Raw genomic sequence first — 26,016 nt, 5'->3', positions numbered from 1 at the left:
CCCGGCCAATCTCGCTCTCGACACACACAGGACGAAATGTACTCTAAGCGGAGAAATCATACTTTTCGCCTGCCGGGGAATGGGGCGCCATGGAGTCTGCCACCCAGCCTGAACTCACCTCTCTCCACCCTGACCTCCCCGGACAGGGGCCCTCTGACGCCAGATCTGAGGCAACAGGCCGGCTTGCCTCCGGCCCGGACGGCGAGTGGGTGAGGGTGGCCGAATTGCGTCCGCTGCTCGCGGCCATGAATTCCCTTTGTGACGGTGACTTCACCGTACGCATAGGAAATCTGCCCGAAGGGCTCCTCGCCGAGATGGCGGGGGTGTTCAACCGGATCATCACGCGGAACGCGCACCTGGCCGCCGAGCTGGAGCGAGTGCGCCGGGAGGTGGTCCGGCAGGGGCGACTGGACGAGCGACTCTCGGCGAGTCCCGGCCAGGGGGAGTGGACGACGAGCGTGGAGGCGGCCAACACGCTGCTGGAAGCACTGGCCGTGCCGGTCGTGAATGCCACGCGCGTACTGGATGCCGTCGCTGACGGTGATCTGACGCAGCGCGCCGAGTTGCACGACGGCAAGCGCCAGCTCCGCGGCGATCTACGGCGCCTCGGGCGTGGGGTGAATCGCATGGTGGAGCAGCTGTCGCTGTTCACCGGCGAGCTGACCCGCGTAGCCCGGGAGGTCGGCACCGATGGTCGTCTCGGCGGGCGTGCCACGGTACAGGGTCTGGCCGGCGACTGGCGCTACGTGACCGAGGCCGTCAACACAATGGCCTCCCGGCTGACCGCGCAGGTGCGCGACATCGCGGTGGTGACCACGGCGGTCGCACGCGGCGATCTGACCCGCACGGTGACGGTCGAGGCGACCGGCGAGCTGCTGGAGCTGAAGCTCACCGTGAACACGATGGTCGACCAACTGCGCGCGTTCGCCGACGAGGTCACCCGGGTGTCCCGCGAGGTCGGTACGGAAGGGCAGCTGGGCGGCCGGGCACAGGTACCGGGCGTCTCCGGGGTGTGGAAGGACCTCACCGACAACGTCAACTTCATGGCGTCGAACCTGACCTCACAGGTCCGCAACATCGCCCAGGTGACCACGGCGGTCGCCAACGGCGATCTGAGCCAGAAGATCACGGTGGACGCCCGGGGCGAGATCTTGCAGCTCAAGAACACCGTGAACACGATGGTCGACCAGCTGTCGGCGTTCGCGGACGAGGTCACCCGGGTGTCCCGCGAGGTCGGTACGGAAGGGCAGCTGGGCGGCCGGGCACAGGTCCGCGGGGTGTCCGGGGTGTGGAAGGACCTCACGGACAACGTCAACTTCATGGCGGACAACCTCACCTCGCAGGTCCGCAACATCGCCCAGGTCGCCACCGCAGTCGCCCAGGGCGACCTGGGCAAGACGATCACGGTGGAGGCGAAGGGCGAGATCCTGGAGCTGAAGTCCACGATCAACACGATGGTCGACCAGTTGTCGGCGTTTGCGGACGAGGTCACACGGGTCGCGCGCGAGGTCGGGACCGAAGGCAACCTGGGCGGACAGGCGCAGGTCCGCGGGGTCTCGGGCGTGTGGAAGGAGCTGACGGACAACGTCAACTTCATGGCGTCGAACCTGACCTCCCAGGTCCGCAACATCGCCCAGGTGACCACGTCGGTCGCCAACGGCGACCTGTCGAAGAAGATCACGGTCGATGCGCGCGGCGAGATCCTCCAGCTGAAGGAGACCGTGAACACGATGGTCGAGCAGCTGCGCGCGTTCGCCGACGAGGTCACCCGGGTGTCCCGCGAGGTCGGTACGGAGGGGCGGCTGGGCGGCCGGGCGCGGGTCCGCGGAGTGTCGGGGGTGTGGAAGGACCTCACGGACAACGTCAACTTCATGGCGGACAACCTCACCTCGCAGGTGCGCAACATCGCCCAGATCGCCACGGCCGTCGCCCAGGGCGACCTGTCGAAGAAGATCGACGTGGACGCGCGCGGCGAGATCCTGGAGCTGAAGACCACCATCAACACGATGGTCGACACGCTCTCCTCGTTCTCGTCCGAGGTCACCCGCGTGGCCCGGGAGGTCGGCAGCGAGGGGCAGCTGGGCGGTCAGGCCCGGGTCGAGGGCGTCTACGGAACGTGGAAGCGGCTGACCACCAACGTCAACGAGCTGGCCCTGAACCTCACCACGCAGGTCCGTGCGATCGCGGAGGTGGCCAGCGCGGTCACCCAGGGCGACATGTCCCGCGCCATCACGGTCGAGGCACAGGGCGAGGTCGCCGAACTGAAGAACAACATCAACCTCATGGTCTCCAACCTCCGCGAGACCACCCGTGCCAAGGACTGGCTGGAGTCCAACCTCACCCGCATGGCCGCGCTCATGCAGGGCCACCGTGACCTGGTGGAGGTCGCCGACCTGATCCTGCGCGAACTGACCCCGCTGGTGAACGCGCAGTTCGGTGCGTTCTTCCTGGCCGAGGGAGGGGCGCCTCCCGGCGAGGGCCTCCAGTTCATAGCCGGGTACGGCACCGACCAGGCCGGCGGGGGCAGCCCACTCCCCGGCACCGGCACTCCGGGCCGCGGACTGATCGCACAGGCCGCACAGGAGAAGCAGCGCATCCTCATCATGGACGTCCCGCCCGACTACATCACCATCAACTCCGGGCTCGGCACGGCCTACCCGGCCAGCATCGTCATCCTGCCCATCCTCTTCGAGGACCAGGTCCTCGGAGTGATCGAGCTGGCCTCGCTCAGCAGGTTCAGCGATGTGCACCTGGCCTTCATCGACCAGTTCGCCAACACGATCGGCGTCTCGATCAACACGATCATCGCCAACTCACGTACGGAGTCCCTGCTGTCGCAGTCCCAGCGGCTCACCTCCGAGTTGCGCGAGCGGTCGGACGAGCTCCAGCGCTCCAACGCCGAGCTGGAGGAAAAGGCCGCCCTGCTCGCGACCGCCTCGCAGTACAAGTCGGAGTTCCTCGCGAACATGTCGCACGAGCTGCGCACGCCGCTCAACTCGCTGCTGATCCTTGCCCGGCTGCTCGCCGACAACCCCGACGGACACCTGGGCGAACAGGAGGTGCAGTTCGCGACCACCATCTACCGCTCGGGTTCGGATCTGCTCCAGCTGATCAGCGACATCCTCGACCTCTCGAAGATCGAGGCCGGGCGGATGGACGTGCGTCCGAAGACGCTCCCGCTGATCAAGCTGCTCGACTATGTCCACGCGACGTTCCGGCCGCTCACCATCGACCGCGGTCTGGGCTTCCAGATCGCGGTCGACAAGGACGTACCAGGCGAGCTGTACTCCGACGAGCAGCGACTCCAGCAGGTGCTGCGCAACCTGTTGTCCAACGCGGTGAAGTTCACCCACTCCGGCAACGTGGAGTTGCGCGTCAACCGGACGCCGGGGGAACAGTTCACTGAGGAGACACTCAAGAACGCGGAAGCCGTCATCGCTTTCTCCGTGAAGGACACCGGGATCGGTATCGCCCGCGAAAAGCTTCCGATGATCTTCGAAGCGTTCCAGCAGTCCGAGGGCACCACCAACCGCAAGTACGGCGGCACCGGCCTCGGCCTGTCCATCAGCCGGGAGCTCGCCGGGATGCTGGGCGGGAAGATCGTCGCCGAGAGCGAGCCGGGTGTCGGCTCCCGGTTCACCCTCTACATTCCCTCGCACCACCCCGGCGCCACCGCTGCGAGTGGCCCGGCGGAGCTGGGCCCGGTAGCAACACCTGGACATGTGCTCGCCAGTGCCGGGAACCTCAGCGCCGACGTCCTGGTTCCGGGCCGCCTCACGGACAACCTGATCGACAGGGCAACCGCGGGAACCGCCGACGGGCGCGAGGACACCTGGCCGGAGACGACGCGGCTCAAGGAATGGCTCAGCGGGCGCCCCGGTCGTGTCCTGGCAGGCCGTCGCATCCTCATCGTCGACGACGACATCCGCAATGTCTTCGCCCTCACTCATGTACTGGGGCGTGTCGGCATCACGGTGAAGTATGCGGAGAACGGCCGGGAGGGTCTGGAGGTCCTGGAGCGGTGCCCAGACGTGTCCCTGATCCTCATGGACATCATGATGCCCGAGATGGATGGATACGAGACCATCCGCGCCATACGGGGCGCCTCTCGTCTCGCTCACCTGCCGATCATCGCGCTCACCGCCAAGGCAATGCCGGGAGACCGCGACAAGGCGATCGACAGCGGCGCCAACGGGTACGTGCCCAAGCCTGTGAACGTCGACCGCCTGCTGTCGGTCATCTGCGATCTGCTCGACCCGCAGAATGACTCCCCGGCCCCGGCGCAGGGCCCCGGCGCCTCCAATGAACCTTCGGGCGCGCACGACAACGGTGCCGACGAGCCGCCGGGGAACTCGTCATGAGCACAAACGCGGCCGACCAGTGCAGCATCCTCGTCGTCGACGACATGGAGGAGAACCTCATCGCGTTCGAGGCCATACTCGGCCCGCTGCACCAACACCTGGTCCGCGCGCGCTCAGGGGAACACGCGCTGAAGGCGATGCTGCGCCGGGAGTTCGCGGTCGTCCTCCTGGACGTTCGGATGCCCGGCATGGACGGCTTCGAGACCGCCGCCAACATCAAGCGCCTCGACCAGACCAAGGATGTGCCCATCATTCTGGTGACCGGAAACGACGCCGGTACAGACTACGCCTACCGGGGATACGCGATCGGCGCCGCCGACTTCATCACCAAGCCCATCGATCCGTGGGTACTGCGCACCAAAGTCAACGTCTTTCTCGATCTGCACCGCAAAAACCGCCAGTTGGCGATGCGTGACGTGGCGGGAGACGCGGACCGGCTCACGGAGATGACCGAGCGGCTGGCCCAGATCGAGCTGCTGCTGCGCAACCGGCCCGAAACCGACACGGACGGGCTCGCCGACCGCATCGCGGAGGTGGAGCGCGCCGTGGGGGCCCTCCTGCCAGGTCGCACCAGCATCGAGTAGAGGCACTGATCCGGGTCGAGTATCCGCCTTGGGGCCCCGGCACGACATGGCGTATTCCCATCCTCAGCTCCTGCATCAGCCCTCCGCCCTGACCGACAGGCGACAGGCGACAGGCGACAGGCGAGCCTGGACCGCGGCCACTTCGCAGACCGTCTCCGTCTTGCCCAGGACGACTCCGACGCCGTGATCACACCAGCCATGGGACGGGCTTGCCGATTCTCCTTGGTAGCTGCGACGAACCGGCTCATGGCCCTGCGCCGCCTGCCAGGCCCTGTCCGAGTAGCTTCTCGGATGCCGCTCTATCCGTCCGCGTGGCGAAGTTCCCCTTCACGGCCAACGCCAAGGCACACGGCTTCGGGGACACGGTCGGGTTCGTGAAGCTGGTGAGCGACGCCCGGTACGGCGAACTGCTCGGCGCTCACCTGATTGGCCCGGACGTGACCGAGCTGCTGCCTGAGCTGACGCCGACTCAGAAGTGGGATCTCACGGTGACCGGACTCGCCGGGAACGTCCACGCCCATCCGACGCTGAGCGAGGCGGTCCAGGACGCGGTTCCGCACTCGGCAAAGCCTCCTCACCACAACTGACTACCGCAAGGACTCCCCCAGTCGACCCTCCTGAGACCGCGTCCCACCGCGTGCGGATTTCCGTTCATCACGACCCTTCTGCCTCGCCTCCGCCGCTTGACTCTCGTCCCTCTCGGCTCATTGCTCTGCCCTGACTCCCAGGACCAGCCCGCCCAGCACTGCCAAGACGGTGATGACCGCGCCGGGATTCGTCCCAGCACAGCCCGGGTGGGTGGGGGCCATGTGGGGTCAGCAGGGGTGTCGTCCCGGGCATCGGTGGGCCCGGCAGCCTCAGCCCGTGCGTGCGATCTCATCGAGCCGCGCGTCCAGTCCGGCCAGGTCGGGGTGGTCCAGAAGTCCGACCAGGACGGTCTGCCGCATCTCGTCGACGTACGCGGCGGTGACCTCCTCCCGCGTCACGCCAAGCATGTCAGCGAGACCCTCAGTCGCCTTCGTGCCGAGGCCATTGGACAAGGCCACCGCGGTGATCACCAGGATTGACGCGTGCGTCTCACCGGCGTCGGTGTCGTAGCCGACCAGGCGGGCCTGGTCCAGCAGCCAGTGGGCGAACGCGCTCTTCGCGATCTCGTCCGGGGCCATGGGCATCTCCCTCCATCGGCCGGGCCGCAGCCCGGCAAGGACTTCTCCAAGGGTCTTTCTCTCACTGAACAGCGACAAATCGAACCTGATTACTGGCGGCCGTGCCGTGCGCCGACGGCCCGGCACATCGGGCACCCGTCGGCAGGAGTCGAACCGCTATCCCGTCGTGGTGTACGACTCCCCTGACGATCTCCTCCACGCGCGGAGCGACCTCACACAGATACGTGCCAACCTCACCGCCCTGCTCAAGAGGCTGCACAGATCGTCGTTCACCGTTTCTGGAACGACATCGACGCTGCCGACCTGACCGGCTGCACGCTACGGGCTCAAGCACGCCAACGCATGCTCGCCACGATCGCTCTTACAGGCGAGGAGCAGGCGCCCAGGGAGGCATCCACCATGTCCCGCCCTCGCCGGCCAGGATCCCGCTGGGATGCCGCCACAGCCACGACCGCGCCGTCGCCGACGAAGTCGAGGGGCGCCCGACGGCGTGGACGCAACCTTGCCGAGGCCGACCCGATCGATGCTCTGGTAGGTGGTGAGCCCCGCGAGCGGCGCCCCCGCGGCCTGCTCCCAGCTGAGCGCGGCGGGTTTCTCGACCAGGGTGCGGGCGGGGCGGAGACCAGCGGGAAGCGGACCTCCATGATCGGGTCCAAGTACCCGGCAATGCGACCGGCGGGAGGACGTTGCTGCCGAGCCCTCGTCCTGCCGGGAGGAACCACGACCGGTCTCCTCGTCCCGCCAGGACAGTCGTCACCGCCGTCGCCGGGCTGCTGCTCTGGTGGGTCACACCATGGACAGCGGGAGCCAAGATCGATTGTCAGTGGTGCGTGAGACGGTAGGAGCATCGAGTCGGAAAGAGGGGGAGCCGTCGTCATGTCCGGAAGCCAGAACTACATCAATCACGTTGCTCTTGTGCTGGATGCCAGTTCGTCCATGTCGCACCTGAGCCGCAAGGTCGTCGAGGTCGCCGACCAGCAGATTGCCTACCTCGCCCGCCGGTCGAGGGAACTGGACCAGGAAACCCGCGTCACGGTGTACGTCTTCGCAGACCAGGTGGAGTGCGTCATCTACGACAAGGACGTGCTGCGGATGCCGTCACTGAAGCAGCTGTACCGGGTCGGTGGAATGACAGCTCTGCTGGCGGCCGCGCTGAAGTCTCAGCGCGAGCTGGCGCAGACAGCTCAACTGTACGGCGACCACAGCTTCCTGACGTTCGTGCTCACCGACGGGCAGGAGAACGCAAGCCATCGCTGCCCGGACGCTCCTGCCGGCGATCCGCGTGAACTCGTCGCGGCCGTGGCCGAGATGACCGCGACACAGCAGGACAACTGGACGCTGGCCGTCCTCGTGCCGGACCAGATGGGCAAGCGCGAGGCCATGCATTGCGGTTTCCCGAAGGACAACATCGCCATCTGGGACGCCACGAGCACACAGGGTCTGGAGGAGGCCGGGCAGGTCATCCGGCAGGCCACCGAGAAGTTCATGGTGGGTCGCTCCCAGGGCATCCGGGGATCGCGGGCGGTGTTCTCCACGGGCGCTGAGGCGGTGAACAAGGACACCATCAAGGCGGCCGGCCTCACCCCGGTGGATCCGGCACAGTACGAGCTGATCCCGGTGACCCGTGACGCGGCGATCCGGGACTGGGTCATCGAATGCGGGCACACCTACCGTACCGGTGGCGCGTTCTACCAGCTGAGCAAGTCGGAGAAGATACAGGCGCGGAAGCAGATCGCGGTGCTGGAGAAGAAGACGGACCGGGTGTACACGGGGCCCGAAGCCCGAGCACTACTCGGCCTGCCGGACGCGGAAGCCCGCGTCAAGCCGGACCACAACGACGACTTCACGATCTTCGTGCAGAGCACCAGCGTGAACCGCAAACTCGCACCCAACACGCGGCTCCTGCTCATGCACTGACGCCCAGGAAACCCCGTCGGGTCCGGGAGACCTCTTCTCCCGGCACCCCACCATGACACCGGGGGGCACCACCCCAGCGCGCGGACTGCACCGTCCTGCTCGATCCCGTCGCCTTCCGCCCCGCTGCGGAGCACGCGCGGCCCGAAGCCATCGCCGCTGTCCTGCGCGAACTCGTCGGCGACCGCGACGCCTCGGTCGCCGACACCGGATTCATGGGGGCCTGGGGCGGGGCACTGTTTCCCGTACGTACGCCCGGCCGAACTTTCCTGCGCTCCGCCGGCACGCTCGGCCGGACCTTCCCCGCCGGTACTCGTGGCACAACTCGCGGCGGACGAAAGACAGCGGGCTTCGCGCTCGTCGGGGACAGCGGCTTCGGCTACAACGTCGGAGACCGGAGACCGCGAGGCGGCTGCACCTCCCTGCCGTGCCCATCGTCCTGAACAACGCGAGCCTGGGGTACGAGCACGTCGCGTTCAAGCACGCCCTCGGCGGCGACGTCGTGGACGAGGTGTGTGACTCATCGATGTCGACCAGCCCAGGGTGGGGAACGGGTCGCCACGGTCACCACGTTCGACCCCCGACTCGAACGTGACGTCCACGCCTCGGACCAGCACCTATAGAAGGGGAATGTTCGTTTTGCTGATAAACTTGGACCGGTCCGTCGTCGGCCGTCACGTCGATGAGCTGCGGCATCGACCGGCCGCGACGGGACGGGAACGGACCAAGGAGCGGCAGTGCCCAGAGTCAGCGAGCAGTACAAGGAGAACCGGCGCACACAGATCCTGGACGCCGCGCAGCGCTGTTTCGTCCGTGAGGGCTTCCACCGCACGTCGATGCAGGACATCCTCACGGAGGCAGGACTGTCCGCCGGTGCGGTCTACCGTTACTTCCCCAGCAAGAACGACATGATCGTGGCGATCGCCACGCGCAACCTGGAGAACATCGTCGCCGTACTGCGCGACGCGACCGACAGTGGTGACCCGAGCGGACTCGGCGAGACCTTGGCCGGTCTCCTGACGGCCGCTCAGGGTGAACAGGACGAGCACCAACTCGCGACCGTGGCGCTCATGGTGTGGTCGGAGGCTCTGCGCAACCCTGGCCTCGCCGACCGCCTCGCCACCGCCAACGCCGAGCTGTGCGACGACCTCGCCCGCGTCGTCGCCGAGCAGCAGAAACGCGGCGCACTGCCGGTCGAGGCGTCGGCAGAGGCGCTGGCCAGGGTGTTCGTCGCGGTCCTGCCCGGCTTCCTTCTTCAGCTCGCGCTGTTCGGGCCGCAGGCCGTCGAGGGGGTACCCGGAGCGGTCAGGGCATTGTGGCCGGCGTAGCGCCGGGCATCGCACACAGGGAAGCGTTCACGCAGCTGTGACTACACTTCACGCCCACAACGTCACTGATGGTAGTCATTAAAAAAACGGACGTTCGTCTTGTATGGGCCTCTGGGCGATGGGTACTCTGGCCAAAGAAAAGCGAACCATCGTTCGCGGGCATGAACCCTCACGCACCAAAGGAGGTCGACATGCGCCTACCGTTGCTCCGCCCGGACGAATTGACTCCCAGGCAGCGGCCCCTCTACGACGCCTTCGAGGCGATGGTGAAGGCCGACGAGTACACCGGATTCGAGGTACGCAACGCCGACGGGGCCTTCGTCGGACCCTGGGGGGTGATGCTCCACTTCCCGGAGCTGGCCGAACCCCTCGCCCGTTTCATCGACCACGCCCAGCAGTTGCCCGGTCTGTCCGAACGCGCGCGGCACGTCGTCGTGCTGACGATCGGGGCGCGCTTCAAGGCGGCATACGAGATGTACGCCCACGCCAGGCTGGCTGCGCGGGCCGGGCTGCGGCCGGACCAGGTGGCCACGCTGAGCGCGGGCGGTCGCCCGTCCGACCTCACCGAGGAGGAGAGGCTTGCCGCGGACGTCGCGACGGCACTGACCGAGGGAGGCCCCCTACCGGGGCCGCTGTACGACGCCGTCGTCGAGACGCTGGGACAGCAGACCCTCGACACCATCGTGTTCGTGACCGTCCATTACCTGGCGCTCGCCACAGTACTCAATGCCTACGACGTGCCTGCGGGCAGCACCGACGCGGAGACCGGGAACGCGCTCTGAGCTGCTCGCGGTACGGGAACAACGGGGCCCGCAAGAGCCGACAAGGAGGAGGAAACCGTCGTGTTCGAGGATCCCGCGGACTTCGGGACGTTCGGCCGGTACGTCGAGACGCCGGTCGAAGAGATGTCGCCGGACATGCGCAGCGCCTACGAGTACACGCGTCAGTTGCGCGGCCTGGTGCCCGGGCCGCACAAGATCTGGCTGGCCAATCCCAAGCTGTTGAAGGCGATTGCGCCGACCGGAGCCTACTTCCAGACGGACTCGTCGCTGTCGAAGGCGGAAATCGAGATCGTCACGAACATTGTCACCGGACGTTGGCTCGCCGCCTACGCCAACTACGAGCACGAGAAGATCGGTGTGGCACTGGGAGGGCTGGACCCGAAGAAGGTCGAAGCCCTGATCGCCGGCCTTCCGACCTCTTTCGAAGACCCCCGGCAGCAGATCGTGTACGAGCTCGCGTCAGCCCTGGTGCAGCCGCGGGTGGTCCCCGTCAGCCTGTACCGCCGGGCCAAGGAGACGATCCGGGAAGAGGGCATCGTCGACGTGACCGTGCTGATGGGCTGGTTCACCAGCGTCTCGATGACTCTGGCCGCCTTTGACGTGCCGTCGAACGCCGTCGGTCTGAAGCAGTAATCCGTTCTTGAAGACCCAGGAGCAGGGATCATGAAGAAGTGGCCACTTCTGGCTGTGGCCGCGGCAGTGCCCGCGCAACGCCTCGCCCGCAAGCTCACCTCATCCGGGCTCCCCCAGCCCGCCCCGCTGCCCCCGTCGGTCCCCATCCCGCACGCCGACCCGCCGGCGGAGATGGACTTGGTCGCCGTGCCGACCGGCGTCAACAACAGGGTGGCCGCCTACGCTTACGCCGGCGGTTCCTTCTTCGACAAGCGTGACTTCTACATCGGCGCCGCGCTGATCAAACATCCGCAGGGCGATCTCCTGGTCGACTCCGGCTTCGGGCGCGACATCGCCAAGCAGTTCGCCACCATGCCACGCCTGTTCCAGAAGATCACCAAGTACGAGGTCTGGAAACCCGCCGTCGAACAACTGGAGGCAGCCGACTACGACTTCAGTCGGCTGTCCGGGATCCTGCTGACCCACGCGCACTGGGACCATATGAGCGGTATCCCCGACTTCCCCGACCTGCCGGTCCTCGTGTCGCGGCGTGACCGGGCCGCGTTCTACAACCCTGAGATCTTCGGCAACTTCCGCGGATACTTCCGCGAAACGCCTTTCAAGTGGCAGGAGTTCACCTTCGAAGGCGGCCCCTATCTCGGCTTCCCCCGGCACCACGACGTCTACGGTGACGGCTCGATCGTCTGCGTCCCCGCCCCCGGACACACACCGGGCAGCATCGTCATCTTCGTCACCCTGCCCCATCAGGTGCGCTACGCCCTCGTCGGAGACCTCGTGTGGCAGCGCGAGGGACTCACGCGACGTCTGGAGAGGCCCTTCCCCATCAGGCGCCTGGGCGACTTCGACGCAGAGGGCAACCGCCAGAACATCCTCCGCATGGCCTCGATCATGCAGCGCATCCCCGACCTGATCGTGGTACCGGCCCACGATCAGCGAGCCTTCGCGGAGATGAGCCAACTGCCGAACGTCACCACCCGAGGCCCCATCCTCTCGACAACGTGAGCGGTTGTCGTGGCCGACTTCAACCCGACATGGCTTGCAGGGGTCCACGACGGTAACCAGACTCCAACATCGCCAATGAGGACTCCTATGTGGCCTACGCCGACGGCGGCATGCCCCCGTTGGTACGGGTCGGTGCCGTGGTGTCGCTGCTGCTGTTCGTCCTGGCTCGCCTCGTCGTCCCCGTCCTGCACACCGCGTACGCCGTCGGTGACTCCCACGCCAGGGGAGACGGCGGACCGCTGGCCACCCGCCAGCGCTTTCCCGCCACCCCCCGTTCCTCGTTCGTGGCGCTGTACCGCTCCTGGGTGCTGACCCACCGCGCACGGTGGCGCACGCTCGGCGTCGGCACGCTGGTCACTGTCGGCGCCCTGCTCGTCCTTGGACTGGCCCGGTACGCGGCGGCTCCCCTGGCACACTTCGCCGGGCTCGGCATGCTGTGGCTCAGCGATGGCAACGTGTGGATCACCGGCGTGCTGGTGAAGATCCTACCGACCGCCGTGGCCCTTCTTCTGCTGCCTCCTGTGGTCATGCCGCTGGTGTGCGCGGTGTTCGCCCGTCTCCATGGGGACCTGCGGACACGCGAGGAGGCGACCATGCAAACGGATTGGGAACAGCCGGCCGGCTTGACACTGTCCGGGCTCTTGTCAGCCGCTGACGACGGCCCATGAGCGAACTCCTTGACGGTTCCCTCCGCTCCGGAGCGCGCTCCAGATGGGCCAGGGAGGTATAGCCGCCGTAGGCGAGATGCTCGGCGGGCAACAGACCACGGCGTTCCAGCCGGACGTGGATGCCCCGCAGTGCCTGGGCGTCGTACGGGGGCGCGGAGCCGAAGCCCGGAGAGCCCCTGCGCGCGAGGCGCGACCGCTCTTTCGGGGCGCCCGGGACTACGAGGGCCGACTACACCTCGCCGGTGGCGAACAGCTCAAGGTGCCCGCACTTGGGGCAGCGGAACGCCTCTATCTGCCGACGGGGGCGACCCATCCGCTTGGCACCCCCGAAAAGCCCTCGCTCCAACGCGCCCTCGATCCAGCGCGCGTACCCGCGCGAGTGCTCGCCGGCGTCCTCGATGAAACCTTCCACCAGACCGACGGTGCCGCAGTGAGTGCACGTGTAGTTGTTCACCCGGCAAGTGTAGGTAACGGTGCGGGACGTCCAGGACGGACCCGTAGCCATCGACCCCTGCCGACTTGGACGGCGGCCCCCTCGCCCATACGGGTGCCGGCGCGCGTTACCGACCGGGGGCGCAAGTGTGGGCAAGGACCTGCGCCGGCGCCGCTTCGTACTCGTGAGCATGGCGCCAGGCGTTCACCTTTGCCGGAGTCCTGGTCGGCCCCGCCGGAGACCTGTTCGGCACCGGCAGTGCCGCGTTTCGTGACGAGCTGCCGGTGCCCGCCGCCTATGCGACCCGGCTGCGGGCGCTGCCTTCGGCGCCGGGGCATGATCGCGACGAGGTAGGCGCGAGCGAGGTTCAGTCGTCGACTTTGACGGCGAGAACGGGGACGGGGCTCTGGAGCAGAAGCCGCTGGCTGACGCTGCCGAGAATCGCCTTGCCGACGGGGGTGCGACGCTTGATTCCGATGACGAGTCTGGTGGCGCCGCGGTTGGTGATCTCGTTGAGAACGGCGTCGACGGGGTCGCGATCGTCTTTGCCCTTGCGTTCGACAACGGTGAGTTCGACACCGGCGTCGACGGAGGCCGGGTCGAGCGGCCGAAGGCCGAGATTGCAGACGACCAGATCCGTACCGAGCTGCCGGGCTTCGGCGACGGCGGCCGACAGTGCACGAGTGCCTTCGATGCTGTCGGGGACTGCCACGATGATGGTCATGAGTCTCCTGCGTCTGGTCCGGGGACTTGGATCCGTGGGCTCGCTGGTTCACCTGCGAGTGGCGGCACGGGATCGCAGCAGACGGTGTGCCTGAGACGAACCCGTGCCGACCGGTCGGTGGTGACGCCAGCCGTTCCGCCGGAACTGCTCAGCGGAAGTCGCCTTGCATGAACGCCTCCTCAAGTTCCTCCAGCGAGCGTCCGCTGGTGTTCGGCAGCGTCTTCCATGCGAGGAAGGAGAAGATGGCGCCGAGCACGAAGAACGTGCCGTAGGTGCCGGTGATGCCGCCGATGGAGACCAGCGTCGGAAAGGACTGCGCCACCAGGGCGTTCGCCACCCACAGAACGAGCACGCTGACTCCCATTCCGAAGCCACGCATCCGCAGCGGGAACAGCTCGGAGAGGCAGACCCAGACGGGGACGTTCAGGGTGGTCTGGATGACCAGGACGAGCAGCGCGACGAAGCCGAGGATCGTGAAGGCCCGGAACTTGCCGTCCGGCAGGAGAGCCGAGGAGAGCACGATCAGGCCGTGGCAGATCGTGGTCCCGATCAAACCCATCACGATGATCTTGCGGCGCGGGATGCGGTCGATCAGCACGAACAGGCAGATCGATCCACCGATCACCGCCATGACACCCAAGGAGATGTTGGCGATCGGCGCCGCGTTCTGACTGAAACCGGCGATCTGGAGCAGCTGCGTGCCGTAGTACATCACCGAGTTGATCCCAGTGAACTGCTGCGCGACGGCGATGACAACTGCGGCGAGCATGAGACGGCGCACCCACGGGATGGCGAGGTCACGGATGCCTCCGGTCTGCGACTCCTCCTCTTCCTCGGCAAGATGCTCGACCTCCGCCATCTCCGCGCGGGCGCGGTCCTCCGTGCGTACCTGCATCAGCACGGCCAGCGCCTCGTCGTAGCGGCCTTTCGAGACCAGCCAGCGCGGAGTCTCCGGCATCCGCAGCATGCCCATGAAGAGAGCGACAGCCGGCAGGGCGCAGACGGCCAGCATGTACCGCCACACGCCGTCGTGATCCCCCCAGATGTTGGCGATCACGGCGTTGAAGACGAAGGCCAGCATCTGGCCGACGACGATGGCGAGTTCGTTGCGACCGCCCAGCGTTCCCCGTCGCTCGGTGGGCGCCAGCTCGGAGAGGTACACCGGGACTGCGACGGATGCACCGCCGACGGCGAGACCAAGGACGAACCGTGCCGGCAGGATGGCAGCGAGGTTCGGGGCGAAGACGGTGCCGAGCGTGCCGGCCAGGAAGATGACGGCGAGGACGGTCAGGGTCTTCTTCCGGCCCAGGGTGTCGCTCATGCGCCCGATCACGAGGGAACCGATGGCGGCGCCGATGAGCAGGACGCTGACGACCAGGCCCTCGGTGACGCTGGTGAGTCCGAGATCCTTCTGCATCGGCTCCAGGGCGCCGTTGAGGACACCCGTGTCGTAACCGAAGAGAAGGCCGCCGAAGGTGGCGACCACGGCCACCGTGTCCATGCGTCTTTGGTGCGGCCCGGGTCGTAGCGGCGGCAGTGTGACGCCGTTCTTCGAACTGGTTGACGGGCCGTGGGGCATAGGGACTCCATATCTGTCCGTGAGGGCCGGTTGGACACGACGCCGCGCGACGGTCTCGGGAGGAGGACCCCGGTGCCGCTCTGCCCTTCAGGATCCGCCGGATCACGGTGCCGCGGCGGCTTCTCGTGCCGACTCCTCACTACCGAGGGATTGTGGTCGTCTGAAGGCGGCCAGCGGCTCCGGACCAGGCGCTTCCGCATCTCGCTACGGCAATCTCGGTGGATGCTCTGCCCCCGCTCGGGCCCCTCCGGGTCGCGGTCGAGGGGCCGCTGTTGCGGTGCGGCGCGGTCCGCGCTGCACCGTCTCATCGAAGAGCGGCGAGATGTTCGCTGCGGGGTCGGTCTCGCTGGACCGCCGGCCGGCTTGTTGTCGTTACAGCATCACTCCGCATTTAGAGCGCTTTAAATCTTGGGGTGTTGTTAATGGTGTGTTGCCTGGATCCGCGTGTCAAGACTCTCGTCAGAGATCGAACTGCTGGGTCGGATGCACAGGAGGGTCGGCCCGGACCCCGCGTCGCAAGAAACACGGGCGAAGTCAGAAGGGCCGCGCTCTCGATCGTCGGGGGCCATCCGGCGGAGGTACCCGCCCGGGTGAACGGCGCGGGGGAAGTCTGTAGGCAGGAGACATCAGACTTGTTGGGACACGAACATGGGACCTGTACGCAGGAACACTCGGGCGGCCGCGGCCGGGGCGTATCTGACCGGCCTCCTGTGGCGCACGCAGCGCGCCCGGCTCCTCTCACTGTGGTCTGCGAGAGGCCCGAACGGCAACGCGCGCACTCGCCCGGACGGCTTTCGGCAGCAGCAAGGTGTGTGCCCGCAGTCCGCCGCGAGCCCGCCGCGAGACGCCTCGTGCCCGCCTTCGACATCGGCGCCGCGCATCGAGGAGGCCGCCGTGGGCCCGAGGCAGCAGCGAACGTCTCCCGCAGGACCCGCTGCGGCCCCGAGGGCTTTCCCCCATCACTCACCGAGCGCCGTCAGCCGACGTGGGGACCTCCGCCGTGCCTGAACTGCCGGACGTCGAGGGTTTCCGCAAGGTGCTCGTCTCCTGCGCGAAGGGCAGGCGCATCCGGAGCGTCGAGGTGCGAGACAAGGGTGTCCTGCACGGGGTGAGCGTACGGCGGCTGCGCGAGGCACTGGAGGGCCGGCGATTCACCGGGCCGGAGCGGCACGGCAAGTGGCTGCTCGCCCACACCGACGGACCCACCCTCCTGCTGCACTTCGGCATGACCGGCCGACTGCTGTGCGCCCGCCCCGACGACGCGGTCGAGGCCCACGACCGCGTCCTGTTCACCCTGAGCGGCGACCACCAGCTCCGCTTCCGCGACCAGCGCAAACTCCAGGGCCTCTGGCTGGCCGACGACGACCCCGCCGTTGCCCGGCTGCTGGACCGTCAGGGTCCCGACGCTCTGACAGTGGACCGCGAGGACTTCGAGGGCGCACTCTCCTCTCATCGTGGTCACATCAAAACCGTGCTGACCGACCAGTCCGTCCTGGCCGGTCTCGGCAACCTGCTCGCCGACGAGATCCTGTGGCGCGCCGGACTGCGTCCCAGCACCCGGGCCGACGTTCTGACGGAGGCCGAACGCCGACGCCTGTACACCCACATGCGACGCACGCTGCGCTCCGCGGTCACCGCCGGCTGCGTCCCACCGCGCGACTCGTGGCTCACCGGCCACCGTGACGACCACGACCCGATCTGCCCCCGCTGCGGAACCCACCTGCGCCGCTCCCGTCTGGCAGGACGCAGCACGGTGTGGTGCCCGCGGTGCCAGCCGGACGAGACCTGAGCCCTCGAGGAACGGTCGTCGGCCGCGCGGGCGACCTGTCAGCCGTACATCGCCACGCGGTAGAGAGCCGCAAGCGCCTCGTCGATGGGATGGGGCTGCGGCTTGCCGGAGGAGTCGAGCCTGTTCCACCTCTGGAGGTTCACGGCGACGGCCATCTGCCGCTTGCCGTCGGCGCGGGTCATGGCCAGCGCTCCAGCGCCCCAGACCGTGCCGCCGTGGCCCCAGAAGGTGCCCTGGCCGGGAGCCTCCATGGGATGCAGGCCGAGGCCGTAGTCGATCGTCTTTCCCTCTTGGGAGACGACCGGGACGGTGCGTTGCATCTGCGCCAGCGACGACGGGCTGACGATCTCGCCCGTCAGCAGCATGTCGAAGAAGAGGTTGAGGTCCGCGACGGTCGATATCAGCGAGGCCGCCGGCCCCACCCATGACATGTCGTAGACGCTGTAATCGCGCGGCGGGTCGATCATGCCGAACCATGCCTCGTAGATCTGCGAGTGCGGCCCGCTGACGTACGGCCCGGTGGGGAGTTCGGTGTTCCGGAGCCCGGCGCGCTCGATGACGTTCCGGGTGATGTATCGCTCGGCCGTAGTGCCGGTCACCTGTTCCAGGAGTTCGCCGAGGAGCAGGTAGTTGGTGTTGGAGTACACCCCCGGAGTGCCGCCCGGGGCGCCGACGGCAGGCGCGGTGACCCCCATCTCGATCAGTTCGGTGGGGTGAAACCGCGTGAGCCGGTTGTCGTCCAGGCTCTGGGGCCCGGTGTCCGCGAGGGCGGGGAACGCCTTGAGCGAGCGGTAGGCACAGGGGAGGTACTCGGCGAGGCCGCTGGTGTGGTTGATCAACATCCGGACCGTGATCGCGTCACCCCGTTCTCCGGGAACCAGCCTCGGAAGGTACCGGCCGATCGGCGTGTCGAGACCGATCCGACCGCTCTCGACCTGCTGGAGAACCGCAGCGGCGGTGAAGGTCTTGGTGATGCTGCCGACTCGGTGGCGCATGTCGGCGGTGACCGGGCGGCCGGTGGCGACATCGGCGACTCCGGCGGCGCCGCGCCAGACCTGGTCGCCGTCACGCACCTCGGCGAACAGGCCCGGCATCCCGGCGCGGTGGACGTCTTCGATGGCGGCGTTCAGCTTCGCGGGATCCAGTGGGTTCCTCACAGCATGCGTCCTTTCGTAGTCCCCGGGGTGAGCTCCACGTCGGTCGCCTGACCCGGACAACAGGGCACGAGTGGCACGCCGGTCCGCCTGCTGCCGGGACTCTCGGCACACCCATGCCCTCATTATGCACGCGGTGCGTGCAACACCAAGTGCATAAGTTAGGCTGAGAACCGGCGAGAGGAGTGGGATGGCGGACCGAAGGCGATGGTCGACCGAGGAGATCCTGGATGCGGCGGCGGAGCTGCTGCGCACGAGCGACGCCGAGTCGTTCAGCGTGCGCAAGCTTGCCGCGGCCCTCGGGACCGACTCCTCCAGCCTCTACCGGCATTTCCGCAGCAAGACAGAACTGCTGCGGGCGGTCGCCGACCGGATCCTCGTGGCCGCCATGGACGGCTACCGTCCCGAGGGCGAGTGGAAGCAGCGCATCACCGCCCTGGCCCTGCGCGTGAGAGAGGCCTTCGGTCAGCAGCCGCAGCTCGCCGCGGCCTGGGGACGCTATGCGTCAGGCGGCACCGGTTCCCGGCTGGTCATGGAAGAGGTGCTGCAAGCCCTGCGAGCGTCGGGACTGCCCGACGAGGAGATCCCGGCGCGCTACCACCGGATCGCGGTCCTCATCGCCGCGTTGATCGCCTCCGAGGCCGGGGTCAGCACCATCACCCCCAAGGAGCACGAACAGGGCATGGAGCTGTTCCGCGTTGCGGTACTGGGTGCCGACCCCGAACGCTTCCCCGCCCTGGCTCACTTCGCCCGTGACGTCCGCCCCCTCGGGGCGGACCGCCGCGCCGCGTTCGACGAGATCCTCGCCGCCCAACTCGCCCACATCGAGGCCTCGATCTGCCCGAGCCAGCCGTTCTCCAGCTGATGCGCGAGGGCGACACGTTGACGAAGTTCCCGGCGGCGGCGCCGGTCAGTCGGTCGCAACCCGCGCTGTAGGCCGGCTCGGAGGCCCACCTCACGGTCGTGGAGAGGGCTCCGCGATCGGCGGGCCCGCCTTCCGCCAGGGTGCGGGCCCGCCCGAGTTCACAGCTGAGGCCGTGCGAAGCCGACGTAGGCGTAGGCGAACCCTTCGCCCGCGCGTGGCGCCCGGGTCCAGGAGCGGGTGGTGAAAGTGCAAAGCCTGCCCTGGGTCAACGCGAAGCGGGGCAGCGAGAGGCCGAGTTCGGTGTGCAGGGCTTGCAACACACTCAGTTCGCCGTCCAGCTCGGTGCCCTCCGGATGGAACAGCCGTGCGGGGTCCAGGGCCTCGGGTATCGTGCCGGAGCGCTGGATCTCCGTACCGCGCACGGTGAACGCGTACAGCTCCTCACCCTGTTCGGCCACCGACAGGTGGAACGCGGCCGGGCGGTCACCCGGCATCGAGCGCCTCGGGTCGCGCCACACCACCACCGCGCGACCGGATGAGGAGGCGGCCGCGGCGGGGGAAAGGAACCGATTGTTCAGGTGGCGGTGGGAGTGGCCGTCGAAGGCGAAGGCCCATGCTTCGGCGGTGCGGCCGACGGCGACCACGGCCCGGTCCTCCCAGAGTTCCACGCCCTGCCGCTCGTGGGGCTTGGGCGCCCGCCAGGACACCGTGCGCGGATCGGCGGGTGCGCTCAGTTCGGCGCCTTCCTCGCCGATCAGGGCGGGCAGGCGGGCGGGGTCGACCCCCTCGACCCAGACACAGCGGTATCCGTCGAGCGGCTGCCCGTTCGCCGCAGGCTCCGTCAGCCAGGCGAGGCCCGGCGGGTCGAGATCGGGCAACGGCTCGGGAGCGGGTCCCCTCTCCCCCGCCCGCGGTGTCGCGAGGATTTCCCGCCCACGCTCCGGGGTGATCAGCGGACCCAGGACCGGATCGGCGAGCAGGCCGATCGGGGCGATCAGCGAGGGCCCGGGCGTTTCCCACAGCGGGAGCGCGTCCCGCAACACCCGCCACGCGGCGTCGGTCGCCCCCCAGCGGGCCGACTCCCGGGCCTCGGCGACGGCCCGGCCCCATGGACCGGGAGGCGCGTAGCGATGGGTGCCGTCCCGCATCGTGCTCAGTACGGCCTCGGCGGTCTCCCGGGCGGCCCCGCGGGCGGACATCATCCCGAGCCAGTGGTCGTCCCCGCCCAGCCGCCATTCGCCGCGTGCCGGCTCCATGGCCTCCACGGGCAGGATCTCGGGCAGGTAGCGCGGGTCGGCCACCAGGTTGCCGTACCCGCGCACGTTTCGCGGAGCCAGCAGGTGCCGGAGTTGGTTCAGCAGGACGGCGCTCTGCGGCCGTCCGAAGGACTGCGCCTCCTCCAGCAGGGGCAGGGCCTCCTCGTACCGTCCGCGCAGGGCCAGCAGGCGAGCCTCCTCCACATGGGCGTCCTGGGCGCGCGTGGTCGCGTTCACGAAGTCGGGTCTTGCCACCCGGTCGCCGTGGAAGTCGCGGTACATGGCCTCCATGTACGCGCGGAACGACGGGTAACGGTCCGGCAGTTCACCGCTCCAGCCCTTGTAGACGTAGAGCGCCCACTCACCGTCCTGGTCGCTGTCGCCCGGGTCGAGCAGGGCGTGCGACATGTCGGAGTCCGTCTCCAGCCGTAGCGCCCGCTGCCACATCCCGGCCAGCAGGACGTCCTCCCTGCTCGGGTTGGAGCCCAGATGCTGCTCGTACAACGGCGTCATGTCGTACGGATCCTGGAACCAGCCGATGTCCGCGGCGCCGCCGAGCTGATAGACCCCGGCCGTCTCGTCCACGTGCCACCCGTCGCTCACGGCCAGGAACTCCCGGTACGAGGGCGGCAGCCGCAGCCCAAGCCGCTCCTCGGCCGCGGCGATCGCCGCCTCGTCCGCCCCGGGCCTGCCCGGGGGGACGACGGTCTGCCCGCCGTCCTCGTCCTCGTCCGCGCGCGGAACCCACTCATCCTGCCAACGTCGCAGGAACGCCTGCCAGTTGAAAGAACCACCACTCATGACCGGATGGTGTCATCCAGCACCGACAACGGCGTCTTCGCGGCCGCCAGGTCGCCTACGAGGCCTACCGCCTCCCACACAGCGTCTTCAGAGGCGCCCGCGCCCGCTGGTTCACCAATCGTGCTCACCGGGCCGGCCACCGGCCGGCTGACCTCCAGCAAGCGCGGTTCGGACGCTGGGCGGTTACCCGGCCAGGTGCTTGCCGAAGAATTCGGTGAACCTGGCGACGGCAGGGGTGACGTATTCGTCCTTGTCGTACAGGCCGATGTGGGTGGCGCCGTCGATGACGAACAGTTCCTTGGGCTCGGCCGCCTTCTCGATCGCTTCCCGGCTGAAGTAGGCGGTCTCTGCCTCCGAGCCGGCGATCATCAGCAGGGGGCGGGGCAAGATGAGCCAGGGGTGGCGCGTCATCGAGACGGCGTGTACGGGGCGGCGTGTGCGGGACGCGCGAGCCGGTGTGAAGGTGCATCGCGGGTGTGTACTTCGCCGGCAGCACGGTCCGGTGGCGGTCGCGCTCTGCGTCACCGCGGTGGTCAAGCGGCTTTGCCGGCGAAGGGACCGCCGGAGCCGAACGCGTACCGCGCGAAGTTCTCGCCGATGCGGCGGTGTCCTTCGGGGTCGGGGTGGACCTCGTCAGGCAGCGGGTTGTCGGCGTAGTCCCTCTCGCCGTACAGGTCACGGCCGTCGAGGTAGTGCAGGTTCGGGTCGTCAGCGGCCCGCTGTTCGACGATCCGGGCGAGTTCGTCGCGGATGACATTGAGCGTCAGGCGCCCAGCGGCGCGTTCGGCCGGATCGCCCGTCGCCTTGAACCGCAGACTTCCCCCGTCGAAGTCGGGCGCGAGGGGACCGGGGGTGTCCTCCTGGACCGGGCAAAGGATGGGGGACACGACCAGCAGCGGTGTGGTCGGATGCCCCTCGCGGATGGTGTCGAGGAAGCCGTGGACCGCGGGGGTGAAGGCGCGCAGGCGCATGGCGTCGGTGTTGACGACGTTGATGCCGATCTTGAGGCTGATCAGATCCGCGGGGGTGCCCCGCATGGCACGGGCGGTGAACGGGTCGAGCAGCGCGCTGCCGCCGAACCCCAGGTTGACCAGCTCCACGCCGCCCTGAGCGGCTGCCAAAGCCGGCCAGACGGCGGTCGGGTGGGCGGCGTTGGAACCGTGGCTGATGGAACTGCCGTGGTGCAGCCACACCCTGCGCCCGCGGTCCGGTGCCGGCTCGACGGGGGCGTCGGTGCGCAGGGCGATCAGCTCGGTGATCTCCGTGTGCGGAAGCCAGATCTCCACGTCCTTGTCACGCGCCGGCAGACCGGTGAAGCGGGCGGTGCCGACAGGCCCCTCGCGCAGTTCGAAGGCCTGGGTGACCATGTCGGTGATCGTGCGGACGTTACCGCCGGCCACCGTGGCCTGGGCCGCGAGACGGCCGTCGACCAGCAGGTCGTAGATGCCGTCCGCAGGGGCCGGGAAACCTCGGTAGACGCGTTTGGTGGGCAGCGTGTCCAGTTCGATGGTGGTGGCCCGGGTACGGAAGGCCAGCCGCACGCCGGACGGCTGGGCCTCCGCCACGGCCAGTTGCTCGTCGGGGATCTGCCGGCGCGCCGGAGCGGGCAGCCGGTGCGGGAGCAGGCCGTGGGCGGTCGCTTCCAGGTCGAGGAAACCGCGCAGGATGTCCTTGGTGACGGGTGTGGTGGTCCAGTGGTGCTCGGTGTTCATTGTCCCAGCCTGTTGATCAAGGTTTACGGGTTGTTCGGATACGCCGGTGCGCGGCGCGGCGGACCGCCTCCGGTGGTGCAGTCCCCTGCTGGTCAGGGTGTCCTCCAGTTGCGCAGCAGAGCGTCGAGGGAATCCAGGATCCAGAGCCAGGACTCCTGGGAGTCGACGGCGGTGTGGCTGAAGCCTCCGGCCATCTCCAGGCTGACGTAGCCGTGGAAGACGCTGCCCAGCATCCGGACCGCGTGCGTCTGGTCCGGCTCCGTCAGGTCGTAGCCGCGCAGGATGGCACGCGTCATCTGTGCGTGCCGGACGCCGGCGCTGGCGGCCGCCGTCTCGGGGTCGAGCCTGAGCCGGGCGGCGTCGTAGCGACCGGGGTGCTCCCGGGCGTAGTCGCGGTAGGCGTCCGCGAAGGCGACAAGGGCGTCCTTGCCCGCACGCCCGGCAAGGGCGGCGGCGACCCGGTCGGCGAGCTCCTCCAACGCGAACAGGGCGATCCTGGTCTTGAGGTCCTGCGAGCTCTTCACGTGCGAGTACAGACTCGCGACCTTGACGTCGAACCGCCGGGCGAGCGCCGAAACGGTCACCTGGTCGAAGCCGACCTCGTCGGCGAGTTCCGCGCCCGCCCGGGTCAGGCGCTCCGGAGTCAGCCCTACTCGAACCATAACCTTCCTCCCACTAAGCGACAGTCATTATGAAGTTACCTAATGTTTTTAGGCAATTTAGCCTGCCACTCATCAAAGCACTGACCGAGCAAGAGATCCGTAGCGCGTTCGTGAACTGCACCAAGGGCGAGGCGAAGCGCCTGTCCGTCCCCCGCGATGCGGCCGAGCGGCCGTGGGACGACCTGGACTTCCTCGGCTGGCGGGACCCTCAGGCCCCCGACCGGGCCTACCTCGCCACCGAGCTCGGCGGCCAACCGACGGCACTCGCTCTGCGCTGTGCCAGTGCCCCCTCCTGGCAGATGCGGCGCAGCATGTGCTCGATGTGCATGACCACCCACACCGGAGGCGTCTCCCTCATGGTCGCCCCGAAAGCCGGCAAGGCCGGACAGCAGGGCAACACCGTGGGCGCCTACATATGCGGCGACCTGGCCTGCCCGCTGTACGTGCGGGGCAAGAAGGACGCGGGCATGGGCGCACGGCTCCACGAGACGCTCACCCCGGAGGAGAAGATCCAGCGGACCGTTGGGAACCTCGCCGCGTTCATCGCCAAGGTCACCACATGAAGCAACGAGCTGGAATCGGGTGCCGGCGCATCCGACCGCGACCGCTGCGCATCGCGCGCGGCTGGACCGTCGGCTTCTCCCGCACGTGACATGCACGACGCACTCGCGCACCCGCCCAGAGTGCACGGGGGCGCGGTGTGGCTCCGGCCGGACCGGCGTCCTCGCTTGGTTACTGCGGTGGTTGCGTGGGTGGGAAGTCGACGGTGATGTGGAGACCTCCGCCCGGCCGTGGGTGTGCGGTGAGTGCGGCGCGGTGTGCGTGGGCGATGGCGGCGACGATGGCGAGTCCGAGGCCGTGTCCGTCGGTGTGGTCGGTGCGGTCGGTGCCGAGGCGCTGGAACGGTTGGAACAGGCGGTTGATCTCGGTCGGGGGGATCGGGGCGCCGGTGTTGCCGACCGTGAGGCGGCCGGGGGCGCTCGTCTCGATCTCGACGGTTCCGCCGGGGACGTTGTGCCGTAGGGCGTTGCCGACCAGGTTCTTGACCAGGCTGGCGGCCAGACGCGGATCGCCGGTCACCGTGGCCGGAGCGAGCGTGGTGTCGATGCGGATGCCACGGCGCTCGGCTTCCGCGTGGTGGTCCACCACGACTTTCCCGGCGAGTTCGGCGAGGTCGAACCGTTCCCAGTGGTCGATTCCCTGGTAGCCGACGGCCAGGGTCAGCAGCGCGTCGATCAGGTGTTCCTGTTGCCGGCCGAGGTCCATCAGTTCGTGGCAGGCCGATCGGAGCGTGTCGGCTGTGGCGCCGGGGTCGGCGAGGGCGAGCTGGAGCAGGGTCCGCTGCACGGTCAGCGGGGTGCGCAGCTCGTGGGAGGCGTTGGCGATGAACTGCCGCTGCGCGGTGAACGATTCGTGCAGCCGTTGCAGCAAGCCGTCGAGGGTGTCGGCGAGTTCGGTGAACTCCCGGTAGGCGGCCGGAACACGCAGGCGGTTGTTCAGGGTGTTGGCGGACATGGTGCGGGCGGAGAAGCTGATCAGGCGGAGGGGGCGCAGCGCCCGTCCGGCGATCAGCCAGCCGAGTGCGACCGAGACGGCGGCGAGGACGACGAGTGCGACGGCGGAGTACCGCAGCACCTCGGGGAGGTTGCTGGTGGTGACCGGTGCGGTGGGTTGTCCGGAAGCCGGCTTGCGGGTGGTGTGGCTGCCGCTGAACAGCGGAAGGTCCACCATGGCCAGCAGCACCACGCTGCAGGCGAAGGCGAGCCCGGCGTGCAGCAGCGCGAGCCGGGTGCGCAGCCGGCGGCGTGGCGGTGGGCGGGTCACTGTTCACCGATCCGGTACCCGGCTTCGCGGACGGTGTGGATGACCGGCGGCCGGCCGAGCTTGGCGCGTAGCCGCCCGATTGTGGTTTTCACCGTGGTGGTGAACGGGTCGGTCGCGTCGTCCCAGACTCGTTCGAGGAGTTCTTCGGTGGAGACGACGCGGCCGGCGGCGGCGAGCAGGTGTTCCAGGACCGCGAACTCTTTCGGGCTGAGGTCCAGCCGTCGCCCGGCGCGCAACGCGACCCGGCGGTTGGGGTCCAGGGTCAGGTCGCCGTTGTCCAGTACCGGGGGCAGCGCCGGCGTGCTGCGCCGTCCCAGCGCCCGGATGCGTGCCACCAGTTCGGCGAAGTCGAACGGCTTGGGCAGGTAGTCGTCGGCGCCCAGGCCGAGGCCCTCGACCCGGTCGCGGACGGTGCCGGCCGCGGTGAGCATCAGCACGCGCGTGCCCGTCCCCCCGGCCACGATCCGGCGGCACACCTCGTCGCCGTGCACCCCGGGCAGGTCGCGGTCCAGGACCACGACGTCATAGCGGGTGGCGGCCATCTGTTCCAGCGCGGCGTGCCCGTCGAGGGCTGAGTCCACGGCCATCGCCTCGCGGCGCAGACCGGCCGTGATCAGCGCGTTCAGCGTCCGGTGATCTTCAACCACCAGCACCCTCATGATCATGACTTCCTTGTCCGGTACGGGCGCCGCCGCGGCCCGGCGTCCACGATGCCAGCCCGCGGGTGACAACCCGGTGACAGCCGAACGTACCGGGCTGTCACCGCCTTCGGCATACAA

Annotated in this window: 23 protein-coding genes and 1 pseudogene; 13 read left to right on the top strand and 11 right to left on the bottom strand. The window is 68.4% G+C overall.

The window, feature by feature from the left end:
* Window positions 1-245: 245 nt before the first annotated feature.
* From ACWGJM_RS20445 to ACWGJM_RS20435, 3 genes and pseudogenes are all read left to right on the top strand, one after another.
* Window positions 246-4,361 (top strand): HAMP domain-containing protein, encoded by a 4,116-nt coding sequence (locus ACWGJM_RS20445; RefSeq protein WP_453413095.1) that lies wholly within the window; start codon window positions 246-248, stop codon window positions 4,359-4,361.
* Window positions 4,358-4,945 (top strand): response regulator, encoded by a 588-nt coding sequence (locus ACWGJM_RS20440; RefSeq protein ID WP_453413094.1) that lies wholly within the window; start codon window positions 4,358-4,360, stop codon window positions 4,943-4,945. Before ACWGJM_RS20445 ends, ACWGJM_RS20440 begins: the two co-directional genes overlap by 4 nt.
* Window positions 4,946-5,250: 305 nt before the next feature.
* A pseudogene (locus ACWGJM_RS20435) lies at window positions 5,251-5,532 on the top strand (hypothetical protein); the annotation flags it as partial.
* A 270-nt stretch (window positions 5,533-5,802) separates the two neighbouring features.
* On the opposite strand, the gene ACWGJM_RS20430 reads toward ACWGJM_RS20435, so the two are convergent.
* A complete protein-coding gene (locus ACWGJM_RS20430; RefSeq protein WP_453413093.1) occupies window positions 5,803-6,111 on the bottom strand; it encodes a hypothetical protein in 309 nt (102 codons plus the stop codon).
* Here ACWGJM_RS20430 and ACWGJM_RS20425 point away from each other — a divergent pair.
* The 7 genes from ACWGJM_RS20425 (at window position 6,110) to ACWGJM_RS20395 (ending at window position 12,438) form a co-directional block, all read left to right on the top strand.
* The gene (locus ACWGJM_RS20425) at window positions 6,110-6,418 is read left to right on the top strand and encodes a hypothetical protein (protein WP_453413092.1); all 309 of its coding nucleotides are present in this window, start codon (window positions 6,110-6,112) and stop codon (window positions 6,416-6,418) included. The two genes, ACWGJM_RS20430 and ACWGJM_RS20425, sit on opposite strands and share 2 nt — an antisense overlap.
* Window positions 6,419-6,987: 569 nt before the next feature.
* Entirely contained in the window at window positions 6,988-8,028 is a 1,041-nt protein-coding gene (locus ACWGJM_RS20420) for a vWA domain-containing protein (protein ID WP_453413091.1), read from the top strand.
* Window positions 8,029-8,762: 734 nt separating this feature from the next.
* Window positions 8,763-9,353 carry a TetR/AcrR family transcriptional regulator gene (locus tag ACWGJM_RS20415; RefSeq protein WP_453413090.1) on the top strand — a complete coding sequence of 197 codons (591 nt, stop codon included), beginning with the start codon at window positions 8,763-8,765 and terminating at the stop codon, window positions 9,351-9,353.
* 191 nt (window positions 9,354-9,544) lie between these two features.
* Window positions 9,545-10,135, top strand: a complete 591-nt coding sequence (locus tag ACWGJM_RS20410; protein WP_453413089.1) for a carboxymuconolactone decarboxylase family protein — start codon at window positions 9,545-9,547, stop codon at window positions 10,133-10,135.
* 60 nt (window positions 10,136-10,195) lie between these two features.
* Window positions 10,196-10,768, top strand: coding sequence for a carboxymuconolactone decarboxylase family protein (locus tag ACWGJM_RS20405; RefSeq protein WP_453413088.1), 573 nt, complete (start codon window positions 10,196-10,198; stop codon window positions 10,766-10,768).
* A gap of 30 nt (window positions 10,769-10,798) precedes the next feature.
* Window positions 10,799-11,770, top strand: a complete 972-nt coding sequence (locus ACWGJM_RS20400) for an MBL fold metallo-hydrolase (RefSeq protein WP_453413087.1) — start codon at window positions 10,799-10,801, stop codon at window positions 11,768-11,770.
* Window positions 11,771-11,859: 89 nt separating this feature from the next.
* Complete coding sequence (locus tag ACWGJM_RS20395) at window positions 11,860-12,438, top strand: hypothetical protein (protein WP_453413086.1); 579 nt, start codon at window positions 11,860-11,862, stop codon at window positions 12,436-12,438.
* Window positions 12,439-12,667: 229 nt separating this feature from the next.
* Here the strand turns inward: ACWGJM_RS20395 and ACWGJM_RS20390 are convergent, their stop codons facing one another.
* The 3 genes from ACWGJM_RS20390 to ACWGJM_RS20380 form a co-directional block, all read right to left on the bottom strand.
* A complete protein-coding gene (locus tag ACWGJM_RS20390) occupies window positions 12,668-12,892 on the bottom strand; it encodes a hypothetical protein (protein ID WP_453413085.1) in 225 nt (74 codons plus the stop codon).
* A gap of 346 nt (window positions 12,893-13,238) precedes the next feature.
* Window positions 13,239-13,595 (bottom strand): universal stress protein, encoded by a 357-nt coding sequence (locus ACWGJM_RS20385; protein ID WP_453413084.1) that lies wholly within the window; start codon window positions 13,593-13,595, stop codon window positions 13,239-13,241.
* A gap of 148 nt (window positions 13,596-13,743) precedes the next feature.
* On the bottom strand, window positions 13,744-15,174 hold the full coding sequence (locus tag ACWGJM_RS20380) for a sugar porter family MFS transporter (protein ID WP_453413083.1): 1,431 nt from the start codon (window positions 15,172-15,174) through the stop codon (window positions 13,744-13,746).
* A gap of 1,000 nt (window positions 15,175-16,174) precedes the next feature.
* Between ACWGJM_RS20380 and ACWGJM_RS20375 the strand changes: the two genes are divergently transcribed.
* On the top strand, window positions 16,175-16,963 hold the full coding sequence (locus ACWGJM_RS20375) for an Fpg/Nei family DNA glycosylase (RefSeq protein ID WP_453413082.1): 789 nt from the start codon (window positions 16,175-16,177) through the stop codon (window positions 16,961-16,963).
* A gap of 38 nt (window positions 16,964-17,001) precedes the next feature.
* Here ACWGJM_RS20375 and ACWGJM_RS20370 read toward each other — a convergent pair whose 3' ends face one another.
* Window positions 17,002-18,120: a serine hydrolase domain-containing protein gene (locus ACWGJM_RS20370; protein ID WP_453413081.1), complete on the bottom strand. Its 1,119-nt coding sequence runs from the start codon at window positions 18,118-18,120 to the stop codon at window positions 17,002-17,004.
* Between the two features lie 187 nt (window positions 18,121-18,307).
* On the opposite strand from ACWGJM_RS20370, the gene ACWGJM_RS20365 reads away from it, so the two are divergent.
* Window positions 18,308-18,982, top strand: a complete 675-nt coding sequence (locus tag ACWGJM_RS20365; protein WP_453413080.1) for a TetR/AcrR family transcriptional regulator — start codon at window positions 18,308-18,310, stop codon at window positions 18,980-18,982.
* Between the two features lie 158 nt (window positions 18,983-19,140).
* Here ACWGJM_RS20365 and ACWGJM_RS20360 read toward each other — a convergent pair whose 3' ends face one another.
* From ACWGJM_RS20360 to ACWGJM_RS20345, 4 genes are all read right to left on the bottom strand, one after another.
* Window positions 19,141-21,039 carry an SMI1/KNR4 family protein gene (locus tag ACWGJM_RS20360; protein ID WP_453413079.1) on the bottom strand — a complete coding sequence of 633 codons (1,899 nt, stop codon included), beginning with the start codon at window positions 21,037-21,039 and terminating at the stop codon, window positions 19,141-19,143.
* Window positions 21,040-21,222: 183 nt separating this feature from the next.
* Window positions 21,223-21,450, bottom strand: a complete 228-nt coding sequence (locus ACWGJM_RS20355) for an alpha/beta hydrolase (RefSeq protein WP_453413078.1) — start codon at window positions 21,448-21,450, stop codon at window positions 21,223-21,225.
* A gap of 122 nt (window positions 21,451-21,572) precedes the next feature.
* Window positions 21,573-22,751 (bottom strand): GDSL-type esterase/lipase family protein, encoded by a 1,179-nt coding sequence (locus tag ACWGJM_RS20350; RefSeq protein WP_453413077.1) that lies wholly within the window; start codon window positions 22,749-22,751, stop codon window positions 21,573-21,575.
* Between the two features lie 92 nt (window positions 22,752-22,843).
* Window positions 22,844-23,413 (bottom strand): TetR/AcrR family transcriptional regulator, encoded by a 570-nt coding sequence (locus tag ACWGJM_RS20345; protein ID WP_453413076.1) that lies wholly within the window; start codon window positions 23,411-23,413, stop codon window positions 22,844-22,846.
* 71 nt (window positions 23,414-23,484) lie between these two features.
* On the opposite strand from ACWGJM_RS20345, the gene ACWGJM_RS20340 reads away from it, so the two are divergent.
* Complete coding sequence (locus tag ACWGJM_RS20340) at window positions 23,485-23,976, top strand: FBP domain-containing protein (RefSeq protein ID WP_453413183.1); 492 nt, start codon at window positions 23,485-23,487, stop codon at window positions 23,974-23,976.
* Between the two features lie 169 nt (window positions 23,977-24,145).
* On the opposite strand, the gene ACWGJM_RS20335 is transcribed toward ACWGJM_RS20340, so the two are convergent.
* Complete coding sequence (locus ACWGJM_RS20335; protein WP_453413075.1) at window positions 24,146-25,237, bottom strand: sensor histidine kinase; 1,092 nt, start codon at window positions 25,235-25,237, stop codon at window positions 24,146-24,148.
* Entirely contained in the window at window positions 25,234-25,896 is a 663-nt protein-coding gene (locus tag ACWGJM_RS20330) for a response regulator transcription factor (protein ID WP_453413074.1), read from the bottom strand. Before ACWGJM_RS20330 ends, ACWGJM_RS20335 begins: the two co-directional genes overlap by 4 nt.
* Between the last annotated feature and the right edge of the window lie 120 nt (window positions 25,897-26,016).

Source organism: Streptomyces sp. NPDC054834 (genome assembly GCF_053611185.1).
Note: the sequence above shows the minus strand (reverse complement) of the source record. Positions and strands in the feature narration are given on the sequence as shown.